Source organism: Micromonospora sonneratiae, from assembly GCF_042679305.1.
Taxonomy (GTDB): domain Bacteria; phylum Actinomycetota; class Actinomycetes; order Mycobacteriales; family Micromonosporaceae; genus Micromonospora_H; species Micromonospora_H sonneratiae.
Window position 1 is genome coordinate 67,124 of record NZ_JBHTMP010000011.1, and the last position, 25,006, is coordinate 92,129.

Annotated in this window: 19 protein-coding genes and 1 pseudogene; 11 read left to right on the plus strand and 9 right to left on the minus strand. The window is 66.5% G+C overall.

Features of this window, described 5'->3' with window-relative positions; all coding sequences use genetic code 11:
• Window positions 1-625 precede the first annotated feature (625 nt).
• Window positions 626-1,351 (minus strand): hypothetical protein, encoded by a 726-nt coding sequence (locus tag ACFQ4H_RS09650; protein WP_377569364.1) that lies wholly within the window; start codon window positions 1,349-1,351, stop codon window positions 626-628.
• Window positions 1,330-1,482: a hypothetical protein gene (locus ACFQ4H_RS09655; protein WP_377569366.1), complete on the minus strand. Its 153-nt coding sequence runs from the start codon at window positions 1,480-1,482 to the stop codon at window positions 1,330-1,332. Before ACFQ4H_RS09655 ends, ACFQ4H_RS09650 begins: the two co-directional genes overlap by 22 nt.
• 225 nt (window positions 1,483-1,707) lie before the next feature.
• Between ACFQ4H_RS09655 and ACFQ4H_RS09660 the strand changes: the two genes are divergently transcribed.
• Complete coding sequence (locus ACFQ4H_RS09660; protein WP_377569368.1) at window positions 1,708-2,079, plus strand: hypothetical protein; 372 nt, start codon at window positions 1,708-1,710, stop codon at window positions 2,077-2,079.
• Between the two features lie 5 nt (window positions 2,080-2,084).
• Here ACFQ4H_RS09660 and ACFQ4H_RS09665 read toward each other — a convergent pair whose 3' ends face one another.
• Window positions 2,085-2,963, minus strand: a complete 879-nt coding sequence (locus tag ACFQ4H_RS09665; RefSeq protein WP_377569370.1) for an IS5 family transposase — start codon at window positions 2,961-2,963, stop codon at window positions 2,085-2,087.
• 151 nt (window positions 2,964-3,114) lie between these two features.
• Here ACFQ4H_RS09665 and ACFQ4H_RS09670 point away from each other — a divergent pair, with 151 nt between their 5' ends.
• From ACFQ4H_RS09670 to ACFQ4H_RS09695, 6 genes and pseudogenes are all read left to right on the plus strand, one after another.
• The gene (locus ACFQ4H_RS09670; protein WP_377569371.1) at window positions 3,115-3,300 is read left to right on the plus strand and encodes a hypothetical protein; all 186 of its coding nucleotides are present in this window, start codon (window positions 3,115-3,117) and stop codon (window positions 3,298-3,300) included.
• Window positions 3,290-3,565, plus strand: a complete 276-nt coding sequence (locus ACFQ4H_RS09675) for a transposase (protein ID WP_377569372.1) — start codon at window positions 3,290-3,292, stop codon at window positions 3,563-3,565. The genes ACFQ4H_RS09670 and ACFQ4H_RS09675 overlap by 11 nt, the downstream gene beginning before the upstream one ends.
• Complete coding sequence (locus tag ACFQ4H_RS09680) at window positions 3,562-3,747, plus strand: hypothetical protein (protein ID WP_377569374.1); 186 nt, start codon at window positions 3,562-3,564, stop codon at window positions 3,745-3,747. The genes ACFQ4H_RS09675 and ACFQ4H_RS09680 overlap by 4 nt, the downstream gene beginning before the upstream one ends.
• Before the next feature lie 139 nt (window positions 3,748-3,886).
• Window positions 3,887-4,132, plus strand: coding sequence for a hypothetical protein (locus ACFQ4H_RS09685; RefSeq protein WP_377569490.1), 246 nt, complete (start codon window positions 3,887-3,889; stop codon window positions 4,130-4,132).
• Window positions 4,036-4,263, plus strand: a pseudogene (locus ACFQ4H_RS09690) (IS701 family transposase); the annotation flags it as partial. The gene ACFQ4H_RS09685 and the pseudogene ACFQ4H_RS09690, both read left to right, overlap by 97 nt.
• Before the next feature lie 300 nt (window positions 4,264-4,563).
• Entirely contained in the window at window positions 4,564-5,715 is a 1,152-nt protein-coding gene (locus ACFQ4H_RS09695) for an alpha/beta hydrolase family protein (protein WP_377569375.1), read from the plus strand.
• Window positions 5,716-5,785: 70 nt separating this feature from the next.
• On the opposite strand, the gene ACFQ4H_RS09700 is transcribed toward ACFQ4H_RS09695, so the two are convergent.
• Entirely contained in the window at window positions 5,786-5,902 is a 117-nt protein-coding gene (locus ACFQ4H_RS09700; RefSeq protein WP_377569377.1) for a hypothetical protein, read from the minus strand.
• Window positions 5,903-6,370: 468 nt separating this feature from the next.
• On the opposite strand from ACFQ4H_RS09700, the gene ACFQ4H_RS09705 reads away from it, so the two are divergent.
• Together ACFQ4H_RS09705 and ACFQ4H_RS09710 are read left to right on the plus strand one after the other, a co-directional pair.
• On the plus strand, window positions 6,371-6,640 hold the full coding sequence (locus ACFQ4H_RS09705) for an integrase core domain-containing protein (RefSeq protein WP_377569378.1): 270 nt from the start codon (window positions 6,371-6,373) through the stop codon (window positions 6,638-6,640).
• Between the two features lie 78 nt (window positions 6,641-6,718).
• Complete coding sequence (locus ACFQ4H_RS09710; protein ID WP_377569380.1) at window positions 6,719-6,874, plus strand: hypothetical protein; 156 nt, start codon at window positions 6,719-6,721, stop codon at window positions 6,872-6,874.
• A gap of 176 nt (window positions 6,875-7,050) precedes the next feature.
• Here the strand turns inward: ACFQ4H_RS09710 and ACFQ4H_RS09715 are convergent, their stop codons facing one another.
• Entirely contained in the window at window positions 7,051-7,458 is a 408-nt protein-coding gene (locus ACFQ4H_RS09715; protein ID WP_377569382.1) for a transposase, read from the minus strand.
• Between the two features lie 406 nt (window positions 7,459-7,864).
• Here ACFQ4H_RS09715 and ACFQ4H_RS09720 point away from each other — a divergent pair, with 406 nt between their 5' ends.
• Window positions 7,865-8,035, plus strand: coding sequence for a hypothetical protein (locus ACFQ4H_RS09720; RefSeq protein ID WP_377569384.1), 171 nt, complete (start codon window positions 7,865-7,867; stop codon window positions 8,033-8,035).
• Window positions 8,036-8,344: 309 nt separating this feature from the next.
• Here the strand turns inward: ACFQ4H_RS09720 and ACFQ4H_RS09725 are convergent, their stop codons facing one another.
• From ACFQ4H_RS09725 to ACFQ4H_RS09740, 4 genes are all read right to left on the minus strand, one after another.
• Window positions 8,345-8,968: a hypothetical protein gene (locus tag ACFQ4H_RS09725; RefSeq protein WP_377569386.1), complete on the minus strand. Its 624-nt coding sequence runs from the start codon at window positions 8,966-8,968 to the stop codon at window positions 8,345-8,347.
• Window positions 8,969-8,982: 14 nt separating this feature from the next.
• A complete protein-coding gene (locus tag ACFQ4H_RS09730; protein WP_377569388.1) occupies window positions 8,983-15,288 on the minus strand; it encodes an RHS repeat-associated core domain-containing protein in 6,306 nt (2,101 codons plus the stop codon).
• Between the two features lie 64 nt (window positions 15,289-15,352).
• Window positions 15,353-19,060, minus strand: coding sequence for a LamG-like jellyroll fold domain-containing protein (locus ACFQ4H_RS09735; protein WP_377569389.1), 3,708 nt, complete (start codon window positions 19,058-19,060; stop codon window positions 15,353-15,355).
• A gap of 8 nt (window positions 19,061-19,068) precedes the next feature.
• Window positions 19,069-22,164, minus strand: coding sequence for a hypothetical protein (locus ACFQ4H_RS09740; RefSeq protein ID WP_377569391.1), 3,096 nt, complete (start codon window positions 22,162-22,164; stop codon window positions 19,069-19,071).
• Window positions 22,165-23,750: 1,586 nt separating this feature from the next.
• Here ACFQ4H_RS09740 and ACFQ4H_RS09745 point away from each other — a divergent pair.
• The gene (locus tag ACFQ4H_RS09745) at window positions 23,751-24,281 is read left to right on the plus strand and encodes an AAA family ATPase (protein WP_377569393.1); all 531 of its coding nucleotides are present in this window, start codon (window positions 23,751-23,753) and stop codon (window positions 24,279-24,281) included.
• Window positions 24,282-25,006 lie beyond the last annotated feature (725 nt).

Genomic DNA, 25,006 nt, shown 5'->3' on the forward strand with positions numbered 1-25,006 from the left:
ATCGTGACCGCCGAGGTCCATGACCTCCGTCCGACGCACCTCGGAAGTCGCGGCGAGCTACGACTTGCCGCCGGACGTCGCACTGACTGCTGGGATTCGACCCTTTCCGCAACCAAGAAGGGGTCTTCGCACTGCTCCCATTCTGCTCCCAGAGTGCGGGTGCGTCTGGCTCCAGCAGCATCGCAACTCGCCTACTGCCAGCACCCCGACCTGCGACAATGCAAGGCAACGTCACTTGACCAAGGACATCTGGCCTCTTCCGTGTCAACGAACGGTCCGCAGCGCTCTGCCAGCACGAACGTAGCGGGCTGCAGGTCAGGGCGAGACGATAAGAGCAGCTCAACCCGCTTAAGGGCGGTTCAGCGCCGTTGAGAGCAAGCGGCTGCTCCCAACCTGCTCCCACCGCCGACCCTCAGAAGGAACGGTTGCCAGGAAGCTCCGGCTTGGCCCTCCTCCGACATCAAATCCGGCTCGGCCGAAGGGAACCCTTCCGTCACCACCGGAAGCGAGCCGGAGCCGAATGTGAGCCAGAGCCGTTCGGATGACAGACCCGGGCAGGCGGCCAGCTCCGGTGGCTGACCTGAGCGGTCCCCGACCCATGCACCGGAATCGGGGACCGCCACGGTCAACGGCCGGCGAGCGCCTTCGCCGCCACCGCCGCCACCTGGGGCAGCAGCTCCCGCGCGTCGGCCTGCCCCAAGGTACGCACCCGGACCTTCGAGACAATCTCCGCCCGGGCCAGGTACACCGTGCACGCCTGGTCGACCTCGTCGGGCGGACCGCCGAGCCGCTCGCAGAACGCCCACTGCGCGTCCACGCCCGGCAGGGCGGGCAGGACCAGCTCCCCGGTCAACCTCGGCGTACCTTCACGCGAGTTGTACGTCCTGCAGGTGGTCCGTCTCTGCACCTCGGCGACCACCTGGGTCCCCGGGATGACCTGCTCGTCGCGGACGAAGGGCCTCGTGTACTGCGTGACGTAGGTCCACGCGGGCGTGTCCTGGCCCGACTCCCACTCCCGCCAGTAGCCCAGCCCGAGCCACTCGAACAGGGTCTCGGGATCACCGCAGGGAGACAGCCCGTCGGTGGCGGCCGTCTCCTCGCCGACCCGCAGCCCCAGGCCGAGCAGCCCGTCCGGTGCGATGGTCCTCGGCTCCATCCCCTCGGCCGGGCCGCTGTAGGTGTACCCACTGGGCGCGGGCGAGGGGCTGAACGAGGTCTCGGGGCCGGCCGGCGATGCCGCCCGACCCGGCTGCCGGCCGGCGGTGGACTGGCAACCGGCCAACCCGGCCACCAGTGCCGCCGCCACAACGACCAGGTGGATACGCCGGGTCACCGGCACGACGTCGAACATCTGTTGCCCTCACTCTGGGTCCGACCGGATGCCGGCGGCCCCTGCACCGTCGGCGGAGTGGAGTCGCCGAGCGAGAACGTGATCTCGCGGGTGATGCTGCCGCGCAGCGTGTAGCTCTTGGCCAGGCCCACCACCGACAGCCTACCGACAGTGCTCGTCGGGGATACCCATGAAGAAGGCGCCCTTGTTGAAGTTCCACCGGTCCGGAACCCACCCCGCCTCCTCGGAAGCGGTGATCCGCTGGCCCCCATTGCCGGCACGCTTAACCGCGTCACCCGAGGCGGACCCGCCCTACATCCCACAACCCCTGGCCCAGGCCTCAGAACCAGTCCTCCTCCGACTACTCGGCCGGTCTGATGATGTTGACCAGCTATCGTCCCCCCGTGTCTCAGACTGATGCCGCCATCGCGACGGACCTGGCCCTCGCCGGCCTGGAGTTCATCGAGCGAATCACGACAGAAGTCCACTTTCCGCTACCAGCGCCCGACCAAGGACCCGCATCCTGCCGCGTCGAGCATGGACGCTTCGATTCCGCGCCGGACGAAATCGTAGACGTCAACGACCCCGACATGCCGGCAAAGGTCAACGCCGGCTGGTGGCGCATGGCCAACGAGTTTGAGCTCTTCGACGAACGGCGAGAGTTCCTCCTCGGAGTCAACTACAGCGACCCTGACGCTGTCGGCGACGAGTACCGCTGGGTACGGGTTCGACTAAGGCGTGTTTCATAAGCCGGTCAGAGCCACTCGGTGATGATGGTGATGGTCAGGACGGCTTGGAAGCGGACCGCCAGCTTGTCGTATCGAGTGGCGACTCCACGGTGGCGTTTGAGCCTGTTGATGCCGTTCTCGACGGCGTGGCGTAGCCGGTATAGGTCCGTGTCGAACGCGGGTGGGCGGCCGCCCTTGGAGCCTTTGGCCTTGCGGTAGGCGTCCTGGTCCTTCTTACTGGGGATGCAGGCCTTGATCCCGCGTGAGCGCAGATGGCTGCGGTTGCCGCGGCTGGTGTAGGCCTTGTCTGCCAGGACCAGGTCGGGGCAGGTGCGGGGCCGGCCCACGCCCAGACGGGTCACGCGGATACGGCGCAGGACGGGGATGAACTGTGGGCTGTCACCACGATGCCCGGCGGTCACGATCAGGGAAAGGACCTTCTGTCCCTGCTCGCAGGCCAGATGAGTCTTGGTGGTCAGCCCGCCCCTCGATCGACCCAGCGCGTGGTCGGCCGGCTCGTCGTGCACGCCGCCGGGCGGCTCCTTCTGCAGATGCCCGTCCTTGCGGGCGCCTGCGGCGTGCTGGTGGGCGCGACTGGTCATCGAGTCCACGCTCACCGTCCAAGCGATCCGGCCCTGCGCGTCGCCGGCCGCCTGCAACGCGGACAGGATTTTGTCCCAGGTCCCGTCACGCTGCCAACGGCGGAACAGGCCGTAGACGGTGGGCCAGGGCGCGTACTCGGCCGGGACGTCCCGCCATGGGGCACCGATCCGGATCCGCCACCGGATCCCGTCGATGAGCTGTCGTTTCTCCCACTTCGGCGGACGACCTGTCGTCGGCGCGGCAGGCAGCAGAGGAGCCAGAACAGCCCACTGCCTGTCGGTCAGGTCATGCCGTCTCGTCACCGCTACGCTTGGCACGAGGTCTCCGGTATGAAGTTCTTGCTTGGTCGCAGAACCAGATACCGGAGACCTCTTCAGTTGTCGATCATCGCCACGCCGTGACGTCGATCAAACCCACCCACTTTTGAAACACGCCCTAACCGGGAAGTGGGACTTGGCCGGCAGCGGCTCAACTGCACTCCGCAGCCACTTCGCAGCAGTCTTCACCAAGCGCTTCGTCCCCGAGTTCACGATGCTGTCCCTCGACCGACGAATGATCCTCAACACGACGGTCTGGGGCAACGCAACCATCAGCACCATCGTCATCCGCCCGGATCGCCTCACAGGAAATGCCAAGTAGGTCCGGACGAACCGAAGCCCAACCGTCCGCAACTTGTCCGAGCGGACACCGGAAAGCGCGGCTACGAGCGACGGAGAAGTCACGAGCAGTAGAGCAGACGGAGGCGACCTGGCGTCGGTGGGTGGCACAGTACGGCGGGATGAAGGCCGATGACGCCAGACGCTTGAAGGAGTTGGAGCAGGAGAACGCCCGGTTGAAGAAAATCGTCGCCGAGCAGTTCTTGGACATCGACATACTCAAGGAACTGAACAAGGGAAACTGGTGAGCCCCGGCCGTCGCCGTCGTGCCGTTGTGGTGCTGCGGGACCGGTTCGGGGTCTCCGAGCGGCGAGCCTGCCGGCTGGTCGGCCAGCACCGGCCGGCGCAGCGGCGGCAGCCTGCTGAGGCTGATGTGCGGTTGCGGGCCCGGCTGCGTGAGATCTCGGCGCGGTATTCCCGGTGGGGGTGACGTAAAGCGCGTGCAATCGCCGCTCGGGAAGGGCTGGTGGTCAACCGCAAACGCGCCCGCCGGCTGTGGATCGAGCTCGGGCTCAACGGCCACTCCGGACACGGAAGAACAACGCTGCGGCCCGGCCCGCCACCAGCGGATGCGCGCCCGACGACCGGATCAGATGTGGGCCCTGGCCTTCCAGGTCGACGTCACCGTCGACGGCCGGCAGGTCCGCTTCCTCAGCATCATCGACGAATACACCCGCGACGCCCTGGCCACGCGGGCAGCCCGCTCGTTCACCTCCGACGCCACGGTGGCCATGCTCGACGTAGCATCACCACACCGAGCGAGTTGGCCTACTACCTCTGCCACGGCCCTAGCGGCATGCTCGATGAGGAGTTGATCCGGGTCGCGGGCAGCAGGTGGGCAATCGGGGAATGCTTCCAAACCGCCAAGAACGAGGTCGGACTCGACCACTACCAGGTCCGCCACTACGACGCCTGGTACCGGCACATAACCCTGGTTACGGCTTCGCTGGATTCCGGCTGTAGGCTGCGGAACCGGTTGTCGTAGGGTGCCCGCATGCTGCTGCCCAGGTGCTTGGCACTTACCACGATAGTGCTGTTGCTCACCGTCCTGGTCGGCGGTGCGCCGACGGTCGCAGCAGCGGCCGCGAGCGGCGGCGAGGTTGCCTTCGCTGGCCATGGTGGAGCATTGCTGCACGGTACGGTGCTTAGCCCAGCCGGTCCGGCGCCTGCGGGTGGGTTCCCGGCGGTGGTGCTGGTACACGAGTCCGGGCCAGGGCCGCGCGAGCAAGTCCGCCCCTTGGCAAACATGCTGACTGACCTCGGTATCGTGACGCTGATCTACGATAAGCGTGTTGACGCGTACCAGTACGGCGACCAGACGCATTCGGTACTCGCCAGCGACGCCATTGCCGGAGTGCAGCTGCTGCGCAAGCATGCCGGCGTGGACCCCGGGCGGGTCGGGCTGTTCGGGGTGAGCGAGGGCGGCTGGGTGGCACCGCTGGCCGCCTCGCGCTCCAACGCCGTTGCCTTCCTAATCACCGTGGCGGCCAGCGGCGTTTCGCCGGCTCGGCAGGAGCAGTGGCATCGTGCGAACCAGCTCGACCACGCCGGCATACGCGGCTCACTGGCCCGTGTGTACTCAGAGACCTTCTGGCGGCAGCTCGTCGCCGCCGACGCGCTACCGGCCGCCCGCTATGATCCGGTACCCGTGTTGGAGCGGGTCCTGGTGCCGGTTCTGGCGCTGTGGGGCGAGTACGACCGGCGGACCCCGCCAGCGGAGAGCCTGACGATTTTCCGCGAGGCGTTCGAGCGCACCGGTCACAAGCACTACACGCTGCGGGTACTGCCGGGTGCGGATCATGTGCTGCGCCAGACGCCCGACCGTGGCTACACCCGCGGCGCGAAGTGGGTGCCGGGCTACCCAAACCTGGTGCGCGACTGGCTTGACGGGCTGCGTACACCCGACCCGGTGGCTGTCGCCGATGCGCCTCCGATGCAGGATCGGGTCACGATCGATATCAGGCCTCTGGGCTGGTACGAGAGCATCTGGGTCCAAATATCTGCGGCATTACTGGCCCTCGCCGGGTTCGGCTATTACCTGCTGGTCGGGCTGGGCCGCCGGCTAAATCGGCGGCCCAGCCCGATGCCGCCACCTCCCGCGCGTTGGCTGGCCAGCGCCGGCACGCTCGGCTCGATCGGCGTGATCGCCTACTTCGCCTTCCTGACCGCCACCGTCTCCCACCGCCTGGGTCCAGTGCTGGCCGGTCGACCGATACCGTGGCTGCTGTTGCAGGCGCTCGCAATGGTGACGGTTGCCAGTTTGTTGCTCACCGTTTACTCCACCCTACGGCGAGCGGAGCGCCCTGTATCGGGGGAACGTGTCCGCCTCGCGGTGCTTCTTGGTGGAGCTGGGGTGTTTGTGTCGTGGGCGGCGTACTGGGGCCTGCTCCTGCCGTAGCATCACACGGTCGTCTCGGTGCGGGTACTGGAGTGATGTTCCCGGGTCTGGTGGAGTCGTGAGGCTGGTTTCATGCTACGGACAGGGACCTGGGTTGGACTCTTTCGTACTCGACTGGGCTGAGCACGCCCAGCGAGCTGTGGCGGCGTTGCCGGTTGCGAGAAAATTCCAGGTACTCGAGGATCACGTCGGCTAGCTCGATGCGCGGGTGTGCCAGCGATTTCGGTTGAAGAGTTGGTCTGCATGCGGCCCCAAAACGACTCCCTCATGCCGTTGTCGTAGCAGCCGCGGATCGAGCCTATCGACGGCGCGAGTCCGACGCCGTGGACTCGGCGGATAAACACCCGCGAAATGTCCTTTTTGCGCTCCATAGCCGAAAAGGATGATCGTTTCTCTCGCGGGTTGGCGGTTGCTGATGGCCCTGCTCAAGGCATTGGTGACCAGGTTGGCGGTCTGCGTGGCGCAACGGACCAGCCGATAACCTGCGGGAGTAGTTGTCCAGCACGACGGCGCAGTAGACCTTGCCCTCACGGGTCGGGTGTTCGGTAATGGCGGAGAGCCGGCTCGGCTCGGTGCCGGTGGAATCACGGTTGACCAGGTCGCTCGCGGTCGGTGTCTGGTGCTTGAAATGCGCAGCGGCGTACGAATGCCACGCATGAACGCCATCATGGAACGCTGGGTCCGCACCTGCCATTGCGAACTGCTGGATCGCACTCTGATCTGGAACCAGCGGCATCTGCTACACACGCTGCACGAGTTTGAGGTCTCCTACAACGCACATCGGCCGCACCAGGGCCTTACGAACACCCGGCCACCCGCCCCACTGCCCGAACCGATCACCGACCCAGACCAGCTCGACCGTCTGAACATCCACCGACGCGACCGCCTCGGCGGCATCCTGCACGAGTACGAACATGCCACTTGACCTGCCCGTACGTAATTTTCGGCAGGTACAACCATGCCAATGCCCGCAGCTGAGCGACCGTCTGCGAGCTCGGCGACCGTGAAACTCGCCATCGCAACGAAGGCGCTCGCCCAGCTACCTGTCGAGAACACCCAGTTCCGTGCCGACAACGCGCGACTACTCGGTGAACTCATGACCCTGCGCTGCACATCGGTACCGAACAGACCCGACCACTCGAAGAAGCCGGCCCAATGATGCCGATCAACCGTGGTGTTTGATCATTCAGTGATCGAATGGAATTCGGTGCGGGATACGCGAGGCGACTCTGGCGTCGTCGTCGGGAAGCTGCTCGACCGGCTCAGACGCCAGCCTGACATGGCCCTTTGGGAAGAACTCGACGGCCGACTACAGAGGTTGAAAGGCTGAGGTCTTCACGGCCAGCCGGTTTCGGGTTCGAGGGTCATGCCGGTCTGGGCGAGGAAGCCGGCGATGAGGTCGGGTTCCCGTTGGATGTGTCGTAGCCGCTGCTTCACCACCTGGGCGAGGTGGTCGACACCACGGACAGCGAGGTTGCCCAGGCCGCGTTTCAGGTGCGCCCAGGCACCCTCGGTCGGATTCAGATCAGGGGCGTACGCCGGTAGCCGGACCACGGTCAGCCAGTCCCGGGCAGCGATCAACGTGCGCATCGCCGCGCTGACGTGGGTGTTCAAGTTGTCCCAGACCACGATGATCGGGGCCTGTAGCCGGTGGTGGACCTGGTCGAGCAGGGCCGCGGGGGCGGTCTCGGAAAAGCTACTACGCTCGCCCTTACGGCCCCGGTGGGTGATAGCGCGCCACACGAACCTGCCCCGCCGGCCGGGCTTGAGACAGACCAGGCCAGCGATCGACGCTGTCGGCGTCGATCCCATTGGGGGTATCGCCGGATCCACGGTGAACTGCGCATGCTGGTGTAAAGGTAGCGGCCTCCACCGTCTGGGAAATCCTCCAGCAGGCCGGCATCGACCCGGCGCCTCAACACAACAGCACCACCTCGACAACGTTCCTCCGCTCCCAGGCACACGCCAATCAGCGCCACCGACTTCTTCGAAACCACCACACTGACCGACACCAGACTGCACGTCCCTGATTGTCATCGAACACGCCACCCGCCGGGTCCGCATCTCGGCGCCACCGCACCCGACCGCCGCCTGCATCACCCAGGCCGCCCGAAACCTCGTGATAGACCTCGAAGACGCCGGTAATGCGATGGAGCACCTGATCCGGGATCGAGACGGCAAATACCCGGCCCGGTTCGACACGATCCTCACCAACGCCGAGATCACAGCCGTGCACAACGGGATACGGATGCCACGCATAAACTCGATCATGGAACGGTGGATCCAGCCCGCCGCCATGAGCTACTCGACCGAACACTGATCTGGAACCACGCCCACCTGCTACACGCCCCACGCAAGTACAACACCACCACAACCAGCACCGTCCCCACCGCAGCATCGCGAACGCCCGACCCCTACATCCGCTCCCCGAACCGATCACCGACCCCGCAACGCTGACACGCCTGCACGCCCACCGGCGCGACCGACTCGGCGGACTCCTACACGAATACGAGAACGCCGCCTGACCAGCACGGACGGCATTTTCGGCACGCGCAGGACTGCAAAAGCGGACTACTCCCTCGCCTCTTGCCGCCACGACCTCGCATCCACTTGAGGTGTGGTCACGGCACTAATCCGACGCAGGAAAGGCGGAGTCCAGCCAGTCGGCCAGCACGCCAAGTTCGACGTCACCGTCGGCCTGGCGCTTGCGGAAGAACGCCAAAAGCTGGGTGCGATCGGTGGCGGGCATGTCCTCGACGACGCAGAGCAATTGGGCGATCTGAGCGTTTTTGCCAGAAATGCCTGCCCCGGGCAGCTGCCCGCCCGATCGCAGGCGCTGGCGAAGGTTGTCGCGGGACAGCAGCGGCAGCCAGTGATGGGAAAGTTCTACGCGCAGCGCCGACAGCAGTGTGTGCAGCACCTGATCGAGGTCGCCACGCGTCAACTGCCAGCACGGGCCGAAGGTGGGCGGATCCAGCCGGTCCCAGAGCAGCTGCGCGGCGGCGTCGGGCGGCAGCCCCCGCGCTTGAGCGAGGGTGATGCCGTCTATCCAGGCGGCCCAGGCGACGGGGCAGAGCGCGATGTTGACGAAGAAGAGGGTGGTATCCCCGTGGCCGTCGGGAAACTCCTGCAGATGCACCACCAGCCGGTCGCCGCGGTCGCCGGGGATGACAACGGCGTGGGGATAAGGCCTCGCGGCCAGGTCCGCCATCTCGGTGGCGAGCCTGGCCGCGAGAGTGTCGAGCACGATCATGCCGACATACTGCCCTATGCCGCTGCCAGCCTGGCGCCACCCACCACGATCGCCGGGATGGCGATCTCGGGCGCGAGCGCGACGGCGACGCCGAGCACAAGGAATCCGAAGAACATCAGTTCCATCGGGATGCAGCCGATCCCGCCGCCGCACGCGGGCAGCGGCGTGCCGTAAGGGCCCCAAGGGTTGGGCGTGGGCTGCGGCACCACCGGTGTGGTCGCCGGCATCGGCGCCTGCTTGCCGATCGGCACCGGTGTCGGTACGGGTGTCGGTACGGGTGTCGGTACGGGTGTCGGTGCGGGTGTCGGTGCGGGTGTCGGTTTGGGCGGGGTGTAGCGGTGGTAGAGCAGCGTTCCCGGTGATGGTCCGTCGAAGGCCATGACCATCTGGTTGTTGGGGGCACCAGGAACGAAGCCGACCGCGACGCCGCCCATCGGGAAGCCCGGCTCCACGAGCTTTCCGGTCTTACTGGCGATGTGCTGGGCGTAGTGGTCGATGGTCTCCTGGGCTAGCGTGTCGCCCTGCCCGACAGCTTTGACCTCCCAGACAAAGATGGTCGTGTCGGTCTCGTAGATGATGTCAGCTTGGCCATTGTTTCCGGAGTTCTTGTTCTTGAAGGAACCGCCTGGAATGTGGTAGCGGATCCGCACCTTGGTGGGATCGCCGCCACGCCTGATCACCTCAGATTGAATCTTGTAGTAGCAAGCCAGCTGGGCCGTGTCGTGCTCCAGCGTGTACCAGGGCCGCCCGCTGCCGGGACTCTTCAGACTCTTCAGACTCCATGTGCCTTGCGGGTCAGTGAAGGCTAGCGGATTGCTCTTGCCGTAGACGTACCCGTTCCACGTCTGGGGGTCCTCGGCGTCGAACACCGGGTCAATCGACACAAAGCGGCCCAGGGTCGGGTCGTACTCGCGCGCGCCGAGGTGGACCAGGTTGGTCGCGTCGGTTACGCCGCCAAGGAAGCCTCGCTGGTCCGGCCACGCCGCCGGGGCCGCCCCGCGCACCTTGCCGTACGGCGAGGTGCGCCGCCAGGTAATGGCACCGGTTTCGGCGTTGATCGAGCACATCGCCGTGCCGTGCGGGTCGGCTGGCTGGAACGCCACCCCCGAGCTGTTACGAGATGCGATCGTCTTTCCGGCGTACGAGTAGTACCGGGTTGCGGTCACCGCGCGGGTGGTCAGGTCGAGCCGGATCTCCATCGCGCCCAGGTAGAGCGTGGTGGCGTTCTGCTCCTTGCGCACCAGGCGGTTGCCATCAGCGTCGTAGACATAGGTGGATGTAGTCTGGCCGCCCGTCTGCACCGTCGACAGCTTGCCCTCAATGTCCCAGCCCAGTGTCTGCTGGTTATCGGCGGGCCCCCGGCTGACAGTGTTGCCCACCGCGTCGTAGGTGTAGGTGTGCTGCTTCTCGACGCCGTCGGCGGTCTCGGTGATCGAGCGCAGCGTGTGGGGCTGAGCCTGCCCCGCCTGTGGGTAGTGGTAGACCCGCGTGGTTTCCGGACCACCCGTCGTCGAGTAAATCGTCTCGGTCTCGCGCTCGCCGGAGGCCCGGAAGGTGAACTTCTCGTGGTATGCCGCAGGCCCGCCGACACCGCTGGTGGTCACATCGCCGCCGGCACACGGGTCCTCCTGCGTGCTCTCGGTGCTCCACGCCTCAGTCAGGCGGCGCATCCCGTCGTAGGTGAAGCACTGGATGTCGCGCGGCGAGCCGGCCGGGGTGTCAGCGAGAGACAGAATGTTGCCTGCGGCGTCGTACTTGTAACGGGCATCCATGTCGGCGACCGAGACGTGCTGGCGGTCGATTCGCGAGCTGACGAGGCGACCGGTGCCGCGCTCGTAGCTGAACGTCTGCCATACCGTCTTGCCCTCAACGCCGGTCGACAGGGCAAGCTGGAGGACTTGGCCGGTGTCGGAGTATTTGGTGTCGGTGACGTAGCTGGTGTTGCCGGTCAGTGTCAGCGGTCGCTGCACGGCGTCGTAGCCGATGACGATGCTCTCAGCTGGCAGCCCGCCGACTGCGGGCATGCCGACGCCCTGCACCGTACCGTCGATGTTGTAGGACTGGCTGAAGTCGTAGGTTTTGGCCAGCTCGGCCCCGGCATCCGATGGGATGATGTAGCTCGTCTTCAGCACTCGGTACTGGCCGTCACGCTGTGGAAAGGTCACGTAGTAGGTCTTGTCGCCGACGATGCGGCCAGTTCCGGCCAGGTGGCCTTTGTAGTAGCTGTCGTAGGTCCACGTCGCGAGCTTCGTGCCGGTCAACGGCGCGCCCTGCCACGACTCCGTCTTACGGTTGAGCTTGTCGTAGACGTAGGACACGGTGCCGCGCGTGTCGGTGCGCGACGTCTGGTTGCCGTTGTTGTCATAGCCGAAGGTGACCGTGCCAGCGTCGGGGTCCTCGATGGTTTTCTGGCGGCCGTCCTGTCCGTATGTGTAGCGCCACCGGACACCGTCGGGGCCGGTCAGCTCGTGGAGCTTGCCTTCGGGGTCGTAGCGGTACCGGGTGATGTATGCGTCGCCGGCGGGTTCGTCGCCGTGGTATTCGTACAGTGCCGTGCGGTGGCCGCGGGCGTCGGTCAGGGTCATCGTGGCAATGCCGCCCTGCGGCGGGTCAACGATGGTGCGGTCACCGCCGTAAGTGGTGGTGGTGCGCCACTTCTCGTCGCCGGCCACCGCGGTGATCTCGACGATAACCTTATCCGCACCGTTGTAGATGTACTTCCTCTGCCCGTTGACCGAGCCTTCCGGCACGACGATGACCAGGTCGCCGGGAGTGCCGGTGGCGAGGTATGGCTCGTTCTCGACGGCCTTCTGGCCGGTCGGGGTATAGAGGGTGTCGGCCAGCAGCCACCCCCCGCCTGGTCCTTCGACCTGCTTCTGGCGGCTGCGCAGGAAGCCGTCGAACAGTTCGTAGCTGGCGCGGTAGGTGCCGTCGTTGCGAATGTTCTCGACCTTGGTGACGGCCGGTTTGGTGGTGCTGGTTATGTAGCTGTACTTGGTGTCCGGCGCATACTCGAGGTTCTTGGGACGGGCCGGCGACCAAACCTTGACCAGCCGGCCGAGGGAGTCGTATTCCATGTCCGAGCGCAGCAGGTTGGCATCGGTGACCGACGTCTCGACGCCGTAGGCGGGCGAATACTCGGTAGTGACCGCGTGGTTCAACGCGTTGGTGCTCTTCTTACGGACGGTCAACCCGTCGACCTCGGTGTAGAGCGTCGTGCTGAAGTTGCCTCGGCTGTCGGTGACCTTGGTTTCGCGGCCGAAGCCGTCCACGACGGTCTCCACTGACCGGTAGGTGGTGTTGGTGGCGTCGGCTGACTCCATCTTCTCCTGACGGGTGGCCACGCCCTTGGTGGGCACCATCCCGAACGCCAAGCCGTCGTAGGAGATCCGCTCGCTTTCCAGCAGCTGGGTGGCGCGGTTGGGGTTGGTCGCTGCGCAGGAGACGGAAAACTTCTCGACCGTCTTGCGGAAGCTGTAGAGGTGGGCGGTCGCGTTGTCGATGTAGGTGATGCGGGTGCAGCGGTCGTCGTTCGGGTCGGTCAAGTCGCCCACGTCGTCGGACTGGGTTGGGCGTCCCCACGTCGTGTCGTACGACGTGGTGATCTTGTTTTCGCGCCACACAGAGTTGCCCTGTGCATCCGGCGCCAGCGCGGCCATGGCTCGGGTTGTCTCGGGCTTGACCATGGACGCGCGTCGTGTGCCCCACGACTCGGTTTGGATATGGGTGTGCCAGAGCTTGGGCACGACGATCTTCTTGGAGATGGCGTCGGCATCGTCGTAGGTGATGACCTCCAACTCCTGGCCTGCCAGCTCATCACTGTCGGTGTACATCGCGCCGGTGGAGTCGCTGACCTTGACCGTACGGCTGTCGCCGTCGGCGTCCATGTCGCCGTTCAGCCCGCGAAAGAACTTGTGCACGACCTTGGTGGTCAGGGTCTGCATGTCACCGGAGCGGACCGTCACCACGGGGTAGCCGCGCCACTCGGACCAGGTCCGGTACTTGTCCTTGGTGATGCCGTCGGACGGGCTCCGGCGCCAGCCGGCACCGTCGACCGGGTCTTGGTCGCCGGTGCCGGCGCTGTATTCATACTGCGTCACGCCGGGCGGGGCACCGCCGGTGCGGTCCAGTTGGATCACCTGGTGGACGAGGTACTTGTGAAACCAGTCGGTGGTCGGGTTCTCCGGGTCGAAGGGATGCCACTTCACTGGGAAGCAGCGCTTGGTGCTGTTGCCCTCGTTGGGCAGGGCACCGGCCGTGCACTCCGGGGCGGTGTAGTTGATCTGGATCTCGCCGCCGCTGTCCGTGTACACGGTGCTGAGCCGGTAGCGGTTGAGCGGCGCGAGGTTGTCGGTCGGGCTGTCGACGCGGTTAGCCATCTGGGCGCCGACCAGCTTCGTCGGGGGTAGGTCGATGCGCTCGCCGTGTAACCCAGCGTGGCCGATCTCGTCCAGCCACAGCGTCTTCGAGCCGTCGCCGTTGTCCGTGAAGGAGTGCTTGAGCGACCACGTCTCTACTGGCGTCCAGCCGCTGCCGGCACGGATCTCGGTGGTGATGGCGGTCAGCCGCTTACGCGTCCAGAACGTCTCGCTAGCCTGCGTGATCTTGCAGTGCGTGCCGGCCACGCAGTTGCGGTCGAATGGCGTGTCCGGCCAGTGCGCCGCGTTCGCGTCGGTCAGCTGCGCTTCCGCGCAGGTGATGGCGCCGCTGGCAATGCACCGCTCCGCGGTGTCGAACCGGACCCGCGCCGGAGCGTTGGTCGTATAGACCGCGCCATCGGTCTGGCCGTAGTCGACCCGCTTTAGGTAGCCGCCGCGCACGTACTGCTTGCCGTCGACGTCGGTCTTGGCCGCCTGGGCGTAGTGGTTGAGCTCCTTGCCATAGAAGTAGGAGATCACGTTGCCCAGCGGATCCTTGACGTAGTCGAGATTCCATCGCCAGCCCTGGCTACAGAAGGAGTCGATCCATCCCGACGACTGGTGGCACGGCTCGTTGTCGTCGTCACCGGACACCGGTGCTGTCCAGGCCGAGTTGGTCTCCTCCTTATTCGCGCTCCAGCCCGGCAGCCTGTTCAGACCGAAGTAGTAGCGGGTGCCGTTGGGGACCGTCGCCACCCAGTACTCGCCGTCGTTGTCACCGTTGACCGCGCCGGTGTAGCGGCGCACTTCGGTGCCGTCGTCGATGGACATCTTCCACAGGTCGTCGTTGACCTTAACCAGCTCGCCGCCCGTCCCCGACAGCATGATCGAGGCATTGGCGAAGGCCCAGCACTGGTCGCCGTAGCCGGTGTGGCCGTCGTCGGCGCACGGCTTATAGCGGCGCTCGATATAGCCCGGCTCGTAGGTGAACCCCTCACCGATCCAGGAGCCCTGGTTGTTCGTGGCCGCGGTGCGGCCGTCAACGCTCTGCGAGTTGTACGCCAGTGCAACCTGCGGGCCGAACCCGCCCGGTGTGGGGGGAATTCGGATCGGGTAGGTCCACGCCATCGCCCCCGACGCCAGCGACACGTCCCACTTCGAGGACGGCGCGAACTTGGTGGCCTCGTAGCTGCCCTGCGAGGACTTGTCGCCGGCCTCCAGCGCCAGTACCGTAGCCGCCGGACCGGCCGCCTCGACGGTGGCCGAGACCGTACGGGCCTGGGTGTCGTTCTGGACGTCGCCGACCAGCGTGCTGGTGCGGCACTCCGCCTTCTCCGGGGTAGTCAACGCACAGGCCGGCAGCCGGACCAGCCGCAGGCGGGCACCGTAGTCACCGCCGAAGGCGTCGACAAATCCGCCGTATCCCAACTCGAGTCGCAGCGGCCCAGCCGCAGCGACGCCGTCGGCGCGAGTCAGCGCCACGACCGGGCCGGTGGCACCCGTGCGGCCGGAGGCGGCTCGGTCCAGCACCTTCATCCGCACCCTGGCCAGCGGCACGCGGGCTGGCCGGGCATCGGTTTCGGCGGCGACCGCGTCCACGGCTCTGGCGCTGACCGACAGGCCACCGACCGTCGCCGAGACTCGGGTGTGCACCGACGGCAGGGCGAGGTCGGTCTCACCGCCGCCCGGCCAGGTCACCTTAGGCGCAGCCGTCAGCGCGGCGGCGCGGGTCGGGTCGGTGCCCATGGGCCGCACCGCGAGGCCCTTACCAATTGCCGGGGCCTGCTGCTGCACCGCTGGCGCGGCCTTGCGCGGTACGCGTTTGGCGTATGCGGGCTGGGGAGTCAGGCTGGCGACCAACAGCGGGCACAGGCTCAGCGCCAGCGACCGGATCAGCGTGCGGCGCGCGGTCGCGCACCAGGATCCCGTTAACCGGGAGAAGACTTCCATCGGCTTTTCCACCTGCGGTCGTAGGGTGAACAAGAGGCGGGTAGGGGCCGCCAGCCCGGCGGTCCCCTACCCGTGGTCAGATCTCAGGAACGGCGATGTTCGCGTTGAGCTGCTGGATCGTCGTCTGGTCGAGGGCGCCGGTGTAGACGCGGACCTCGTCCACGACACCGGCCAGGTACGAACCCCACACGGAATCGGTCAGCGACCGGCCGACCTGCAGGCCACCGGAGGTGGCCGCCCACGGCAGCGCCACGCCGGAGGCCGAGCCGACCGCGACACCGTCGACATACAGCGTCAGCTTCCCGTACGCCGCGTCGTACGTGACCGTCAGGAACTGCCCGATCGACGCACTCGGGTTCGGGCGAGCGATCGCCTCCGAGCCGGTGACCGTCACCCCCGACGCCGCGTCCTGGTCCGTGCCAGGCACGAACACCTGCCACAGCGCGCTGTCCGGGCCGTCCGGCGCGCAGCCCAGCTTGAACCCGCTGGCGTGCCGGCCGGGCTGGGACAATACGGTCATCGGACCGGTGCTGCAGTCGGTCGCGACCTGCACCCGCGCGGTCACCGTGAAGCTGCCGTCGGTCACCGCGACGGCGTTGGCCGTGGCGGCGTAGCCGGTGGCCCCGTCGAGGACAAGGTGGCCGTCACCGACCAGCGGCACCGGGTCAAACGGGCCGCCACCCTCCTCCTCCGACAGGCGCCGGTAGTGCTCGGCGTCGTGGTAGATGTACATGTCCAGCGCCCGGTCGATCAGGCGCGTTCCGTCCGGCTGCATCTGACCGTACTCGGAGCTGACCGCCACCATCGGTGGCTCGTCGGTGACCATGGTGGCACCGTCGAGGTCCCAGTACGCCGTCCGGTTGATCAACTGTGTGGGCAAGGTAAGGATCTCCGACGGCACCAGCGTGCGGTCCCAGATCCGTACATCGGCGATGTCACCGTTGATGACCTCGCTGTAGACCCCGGTCCGGTTGAACCGGCGGCCGATCTGCAGCCCTCCGTGCGAGGCCCACGCGGCGCGCCAGTTGGCCGATCCCGCCTCGGCCCCGTTGACGTACAACGTGATCTTCTGGCCGACGACGTCGAACGTGGCCGTCAGGTGCGTCCACGCGTTTACCTGTGCCGCCGTCCCATGCGGGCCCCAACTGCCCAGCGCCTGCACGTCGTTGTTGGCGACGTTGACATACCATTTGCCGCTGCCCTGGCTGTAGCCGAGTTGGAACCCCGGCTCACCGGTGCCGTCCTGTGACAGGACCGTCTGGTAGCGCGAGAGGTCGGCCAGGCGCACCCAGGCGCTGACGGTGAAGTTGGCTGCGGTGTCCACAACCGGCCCTTCGGTGCTCAAGCCGCTGGTGGCGGCCCCGTCGAGGTGAACGGCCTTATCCGCCAGGCCGCCGGGACCGGCGACGCCGAACCGTGTCCCCCCCTCGGCCCTGGCCGATAGCTGCGCGACCGCTTCGACGGCGGTCGGCGACCCGGCGGCCTCGTCCAAGCGCCAATCCGCGATCGGGCCGCTGCCCTCCGCGACGCGGAAGATGCAGCTGGAGATGTCCGAGGTCTTGCCTGCCCGGTCAACCGCCAGGACATACAGCGTGTACGGCTTGGAGACCAGCGGCTGCCATTGGATCGTGACCGGCCCGCCGTCGACCGCCGGGAGGATCTTGTTCGCGGAGGTCGGGTTCGTGTCGAAGGCGTACCAGTACTCGCTGACGTCGGTGGCCGCCGAGTCGAAAGTAAATGTGCCGTAACGTCCGACACCGGGCAGCCACGGAGCCTCCAGCTCCGGGTTATTCGGGTCGGCGGTCTCCGGGCACTTTTTCGGGTCGATGTTATCGGCATCATGCGGAAGGTACTCGGGTGAATCGATGTCTGGACCGGCGGGTTTTTCGGTGTCCAGAATGAACTCGCAGGCGTGGCTGCCGTTGTCCGACGACCACGGCCCGGGCACAACCCCGTCGTTGGCGCGTACCTTCCACGACACCACCACGTCTTGCGGCAGGTTCGGCACACCCACGTTTATGTCGGCGAGGTTGTAACTGAACGTCGCGCCGTTGCCCAGTTGACCCGACGTCCACGTCTTGGTCTGTTGCGACCCGTCGGTGGCGGTCCACTTCACCTCGAAGTTCGCGGTCAGCAGCTCAGCGTCCGCCGTGTCGGGATCAGACAGGATCGCCTTCAAGGTGGGCATGGAACTGACATACGGCCGGTTCACACCGGAGACACAGCCACCGCCGACACTCATCGACAGGCCGGACACCGCTGGCTGGTGGGGAGCCCGGTTGTAGGTCACCGACAGCACCGCGTTGGCGCAGTACCGCTTCAGGTGCAGGTAACTGCTCTCGTTGACGGCCCGCAGCATGTACGTAGTCTTCGTCCAGCCGCTGGCCACAGCCTTCTGCACCGACTCGGTGGCGTTGAACCACACATTGCGAGTCGCACCTGTCTGGCAGGCCGTCTCGGCACCGGTGCTGATCGTCTGCTGCAAGGTCAGGCTGTTCGGGCGGTTGTTCCAGTTCGTCGCCGAGCTAATCAGCGCACCGCCGCTATTGGCCCGGTATAGCGACACCTCGTGCGCTGTGCCATTCCATGTGTGCGACTGGGTCACCCCGAAGCTTGCGCTGATAATCGTCTTGCCGGCGTAGTTCGTGCCGAGTACGTAGTAGATCCGCTTGACGCGCGAGGCGTTGCAGACCTGACCCGACACACCGACTGGGCAGTAGCCGACGCGCTCATCGGTGTCGCCGTCGAACTTCCAGTACTCCTCGTTGGGGTAGCCGGAATCGACCATCGCCCACGACTCGTTGTTCGTGGCCGCCGTAAACGGGTCGATGTAAAGCGGAAACCTGGTGTTCGGCGAGTCCATCATCTGCTGGTCGGGCACCAGCGTCAGCGAATCCGGGCCCAAAACGGTGCCCACCCGGGCCACAGCGGCGCCGTCCGGCGCGCTCTTAGTCGGGTCACCTGCACCCACCGGAGCCGACGCGTCCCACATCCGCGGAACGGGCGTGTCGAACACCGGACCGCCGGTCGCCGCGTCAACCATCCGCAGCGCACCCGAGGCTGACTTCTCCACACGCAGCAGCTGCAACTCCAAACCAAACCGGATCTGGCGCACCTGCGGCGACAGCGCCGCCGCCCGGGTCTTCACCACGAACACGTGCGTGAAACCGGTCACCGACGCGTGCGCCACCAGATCGACATCCGGCAGCACCTCGGCATACGTCGCCGTCGAACCAGACAGCTGCGGCGCCGGCAAGATGCCCGGCCAGCGCAAGGCGTATCGCCTGCCCGCCCGTTCCACCGAGGCGAACAGGCCGTCGCCCCCGCCGGACAAGCGCAGGTTCGTCAGCGCGGCCTGCGGGCCCACCGAACCGTCCGCATGCCGCACCAGCGTCGCGTCGGTCGGCACCCACTTGCCATTTTGCACCGTCTGGATCGGCTGCTGGTAGGTCATCGCGGTCATGGTGCCGTCAGGGTTGGCGAACACCTGCCGCGACTCGCCCCGCTCGTCGAGCACCTCCACCTGCTTGCCGGTGACTGCGGCCAAATCCGCGGCCTGAGCCTCCGTACGGCGCGGCCACTCGCCCGCTGGCACACCCGTTGCCGGCAACGCCGCGGTCTGAGGCCCGGGCCGCGACGTAAACGCCCACACCGTGCCCGTCATAAGACCCGTTACCGCAACCAGCGCCAAACCACGCCGCAGCCACGCGCGCCTGCGCCCGTACTCCCCGACCACCGCCATCGTCCCCTTCGTCGCGGCCAGCCACTCGCGAATGTTCGTCATCACTGTCGTCAGCCGACCGCTAGGCCGAAACTGATCGCATCGCTCGGAATTCCGCCCTGCCCGGGCACGTAGGTGACCGCTGGTACGGCGCTGCCGGCCGCCAGGTCCGCCCACGCGAGGGCGTATACCGCCCGGTCGCCGTACGGGCTGGCGACCAGCAGGTTCGAACCGTCAGAGGTCATCCAGGCGCCGATCAGCTCCTGCTTCATGGCTGAGCCCGGCAGCCCGCTGCCACGCTCGACCGTCGTGCCGGACGCGATCGTGTCCACACCGGCCGCGAACACCTGGATCGTGCCGAAGTCCGCAGCACCAGCCACGTTGCGACCTGGCGTACCGACCGCGATCAGGACCGTGGACGCCGACGTCTGCGCCGATGGGTCACGGTTGACCAGCACCACTCGCTCGCCCCACAGGTCACCGGTCTGCTTCGTGCCGCCGATGCCCGAGGAGTCCTGTGCCAGGGCGGCGAGCTGCGTCCCAGACGTCGTCGTAACCAGGAACTGGTGTACCAGTCCGGTGTCGCGGACCGAGCCCAGGTCCTCACCGGGCGCACCGACCGCCAGCAGCGAGTTCGCCACCCCTGCAGGCGCACCCACTGGACGGTAGGCCACCATCGACACGGACTTGCCAAACCAGTCACCGCGCTCGGCGGTGTCCGAGGTGGTGCCGTCGCCCTGTATAAAGCACCGGATCCCGGCGGGGGCACCTGCGCCGCTGTTGTGGTTGAGGACGCACACCGCCCCCGACTGCTCCGTCTGCGGGCCAGCCTTCTCCCCTGGCGCCGCGATGGCCAGATGGTACGGCGAGGCCGCCACGGCGAAGCCCTGCCGGTCATCCTGCTCGATACCCTGCGGGCTCTGGCCGTCGAACTTTACGTTCACACTGCCGCGCAGGTAGTGCGCTGTGCCGGCGTCGTACCCGTTGGACAGGTCCTCACCTGGCGCACCCACCATCAGGAACGGCTCACCGGCAGCAGTCGTGCCGCCGACCAGCGAAAACCCGAACCAGTCCGAGGCCTCCACCGTGTCCGGCACCGTCCCGCGTCCGTTAGGTAGCGCGGCACCCTGTTGTATCGTCAGCGCCGCCGGTCCTTTGCCTAGGCCCAACGGCGAGCCGTAGACCAGGTAGACCGCCCCGGCGTCGGTCGTGGTGCCCACATCCTCGTAAGGTGCCCCGATCGCCAGGTCCGCGCAGCCGTCTCGGTTCGCGTCGAACACCGACAGCGCCCAGCCGAAGCGGTCGTTGGTCTCCGGCGTGTCGGGCATGCCGTCTAGGCCCTGCTGCAGCGTCCGCTGCGCGCCGGTGGCACCGTCCAACAGGTACACCACACCTGCGTTGATGAACGACCCGACGGTTGCCTTCGGATCGGCGATCACTCGGTCGCGCACCCCGTCACCGTTAAAGTCACCGGCGGTCAGCGTCGCCGGGCACCCGGCCGCTGGCGGGTCCAGCAGCATCGTCGTGAACTCGCAGAACGACGACCACGAACCATTCAACGACCCGTCGTTGCCGCGTACCCGCCACTGGTAGCTGCCGCCCTCGGCGAACGCGCCCGCCGGCACTGTCGTGGAGAACGTCGCACCTGAGGCACCGGTCCCCGTGACTGACGACCCGATCTTGGCGGCACCGCCGACGGCCCACCACTCAAACTCCGCCTTGATCACGGCACCCGTATCTACGTCAGCGATCACCGACGACAACTGCGGCGTCAACGTGTTGATCATCGGACGGGCTGGCCCAGTCACGCACGCCGTCACCGGGCTGGTCGAGCGCTCACCCACGGTAGGGTAGGAGTTGTAGTCCACCACGGCGTACGGCACCTGCGTAGCATTGGTGTAGTCGGCCGAACGGAACTGCTTGAAGAACGTCCCATCGCCTTCCGTGGCCGCCGGCACGCGCAGACCCATGTTGGCGCTGGCGTCACCGGCGGTGGCAGCCCGCTGCAGGAAGTTTTTCCCGTCGATGGAGACCTGGCCGTCGCTGCAGCCCGTGCCGCCCAGGGTCGCCGTCGAGGTCGCCTCCAGATAGTTCCAGGACGGCTGGTTGGTCCACAACACGTTGTTGGGGATCGAACCCGTGCTCCACAGCTCCCACAGCTTGCCCGTGCACGCCCCAGACCAGAAGTTCCAGAAGTAAAACGTGGCAGAGGAGATCTGCGTTCCGACGAGCACGGTCGTGTCCCAACGCGCCAGGCCCCGCGTCTTGCCGTCCGGCAGCTGGCCCAGCTGGATGTCATTGTTGCCGCCGTTGTGTGTGGTGTCGTTCTCCTTGACATAGATGTCGTAGGCCGCGTGCATCGGGTTGATCTGCGGATCGATCACCACCGGCCACGCGGTAGCCGCATCGGTCATCCACGCCATATCCGGCGTCAACCGGAAGTCCAGGCCCGGTACCGACGATGAGAGTCCCACCCCCGCCACCTCCTGCCGGCGGCCGGTAACCTCGGAGGCCACCACCGCCACCCGTGCCGGATCCCCGGCCGGCGTCCGGGCCGCGTCCCACATCTCCGGAGCCGGCACCGTCGCCAGCCCCCGCCCTGCACCGTCCGCGATCGTGGTGTTGCCGAATGCATCCCGCTGGAACGCTGCCACGTTGGGCCCCGTGACCGGGAAAACGAGGTCATGGACCTGGTTGGCGGCCGCCGGGCTCTTCACAACCAGGAAGGTCTCCACACCGCCCCGGGACACTTCGACGACCAGATCGACACCGGGCTTGGCCTCGACGTACGTCGCCTTGTTGCCCTCGAGCACCGGCTCCGGAAGCGCGCCGTCCCAGCCGAGCGACAGCCGGTCATCGCCGACACCGATCCCCGCCAGCTCATGCAGGCCCGCCGGCCGGGCCGCTGAAAGTTGCACATTCTGTGTGTCAGCCACCGTACGGACAGCGCCCGTGGCCTGGTCCTTGACCAGTGACACGTCAACCGGCACCCAACCGTCGCCGTGCTTGACCCGCACCGGCCCCAGGCTCAGCGTCGCCTCGAAGCCACCTTCTGGTAGAGCCCACACCTCCGTCGTCTCGTCGGTCATGCTGTCAACCCGCACCCGCTCGCCGGACGTACGCGCCGCCCTGGCTGCCTGGGCCTGGGCAGCTGCCCGATCGGTCACGCCGTCAACGTCAACCGCCCCCCCTAACGGCTGCCCGGCCGCCTTGACCAGCTCTGCAGCCGAAGCCGGTACGACCAATAGCCCGACGGCGGTCACCATCGTCGCGACTACTGCGACGAGCGACCGACCCGTACCTCGCTGCCCGGTGGTGACACCCCGCATAACCAACCTCCAAGAAACCACTCGGAGCGGCACGCTAGATCAAAGCGTCGCAACGTGTGGTACCCCCGTTCGGCGGGGCAACACGAGAAGCATCGACATCAATAGATGCTTTCACCAAACGACCACGGGCGATTACCTTGGGTAATCAAAATTGAGGTCGCCAAGCCAAGCCGCAGCAGCGCTATGAGATAACTCACACACAGTCCGCCACGACGGGGAGATCCCGATCTGAGTCGACCCGGATGACAACACAGCGGCCTGTAAAGACCCTCGGCCGCGCTCGCCGCCGACGGCCGCCCGGTCGGCACCGTCCGCGACTCAGACGCCGTCCCCGTCCGCGCAGTTATTACTGTCGCGCACAGCAGGCTGCCCCACGAAAGCGCAGCTCGCTGGCGCTCTGCCGGATGATGTCGAGGTCGCGGGGTGATCCGGCGGAGTCAGGTGCACCGAGGACGGCGCGGCGGCTGGAGTCGACATCGTGGACCTATCCGGCACGCGATCGACGGCGAACTCGCAATCAACGCCGAGGTACGCCTGTTCCGCTGCGGCGGGCGCCGCTGGATGGCGGCTGACCGGTCGGGTGCGTGCGACTCCGGCGAGGCGGATCGTCCGGTTCGCCTGCCTCATCTCCTGAGCGGCAATGGGGCGGGGCCACCTGCGGATACAGGGCGGCATAGCAGCCCAGCGAGTGCGGTAATCTCGATGCCGAGTTTGGGCAGCGACACCGGCCGTCGGTGCGAGTGTTCAGCGAACCGGCGGCAACGCGTAGCCATCGGTCAACGATCTGGCCCGCCGTTGCGACCAGGTCCGCCGTGCCACACTTTCTGCGGCACGAGCATGTACTGCCCAGTTCAGCACCAAGCGCTCGCGGGAACGAGGCGATTTGAACCTAGGGCAACCTCTTGTCGAGCCTCCTCGGGACTTGTCATTGCTCGCCAAAACCCCTTGTTACCAACCGTAGTCAAACTTAGCTTGTCATTGCTTGCCAATAATGGGCACTGAGCTGCACAGACGCAACCAGACGCTCGCCACTTCTTGTCACTCTTCGTCAACGCATCGCCGGGGTTTTCGGGGGGTAAACGGGGGGCCTTGTGCACAGAACGGCAATAGGTCTCACCGCCGCCCGCTCCCCTATGGCCGGAACCAACGGTCCCCAAAAAGAGGATCCGCGCTGGCCGCCACAATCCGGTTTGCTGAGGCAGGAGGGCTGGTCCCACACCAGCGCAGCATCCAGCGGTACACCCACACTCCTGCAGCCGCTCGAAGGCAACTCCCCCAAGATCCTCCCCGACCGACCAGGACCAGGGTTGCGGCCCTCTTCGCCGGGAGGTGGGCAGGCCGCGACAGTCGGCAGACCAAGTGGCGAGGGCGCGCATGCGGCGACGCGGACGCCGTCCGGTTGCTCGCGAGGTTGAATGGGTCCCGTGATCGTATGGCTCAACGGCACCCACGGCGCAGGCAAAACGACGACCAGCGTGCTCGTACAGCAACTGATCCCGGACTCCCGAGTGTTCGACGCCGAGAAAATCGGTGAAACACTCATGGACATCACCCCAGGGCTACCCGCCACAGACAACTTCCAACACTGGCCACCGTGGCGGCAACTCGTCGTCGAAACCGCCCGCCGCGTCCTCGACTACACCGGCGGCACCCTCGTGGTGCCCATGACTGTCCTGATCGAACCGTACTGGCGCGAGATCAACAAAGGCCTCGCCCACCACGGCATCCCGATCAAACACTTCGTACTCCACGCCGACCAGGACACCCTCCGCGCACGCATAGAAGGCGAACACCCCATCCCCTCCCCGTTCCGCCTCAAATACCTCCAGCCCTACGCCGAGGCGGCTCGCACCTGGCTACATGCCGAGGCCGAGGTCATCGACACCACACACCTCACACCCACCCAAGCCGCCCTCCAGATCGCCCTCCGACACTCAGCCAGCGACGGAAGGTGAAAGCCCTCGCTAAGCTGACTCGTCCGATCGTGACCGCCGAGGTCCATGACTTCCGGCCGGCCAGCCTCGAAAGTCGCGGCAAGCTACGACTTGCCGACGAACCCCGCGCTGGCTGCTGAGATTCGACCCCTTCCGCAACCAAGAAGGGGTCTTCGCGCTGCTCCCAATCTGCTCCCAAAACACGGTGCATCTGGCTCCAGCAGCCTCGCAACTCGCCTACTGTCGGCACCCCGACCCGCGGCAATGCAAGGCAACGTCACTTGGCCAGGAACATGTGACCTCTTCCGTGTCAACGAACGGTCCGCAACGGCCTGACCAGCACGAACATGCTAGACCGCAGGTCAGGGCGAGACGATACGAGCAGCTCAGCCCCGTTGAGAGCCATTCAGCGCCGTTCGGAGCAGCCGGCCGCTCCCAACCTGCTCCCACCGCCGACCAAAAGGAACGGTTGCCAGGAAGCTCCGGATTGGCCCTCCTCCTACATCAAATCCGGCTCGGCCAAAGGGCACCCTCCGTCACCACCGAAAGCGAGACAGAGCCGAATGTGAGACAGAGCCATTGGCGAGACGGACCCGCCCCGAGCATCAACTGCACCTCCACCTTCACCCACCCTCGTCAACAATGGCAGACCGGCGACCGCCGCTAGGACATGACGCCCGGACGGTGCCGGGGAGGAGGCCGGCGACGGCGAGGGAGCGCCGGGGCCGTCGCGCGGGTGGTTTCCC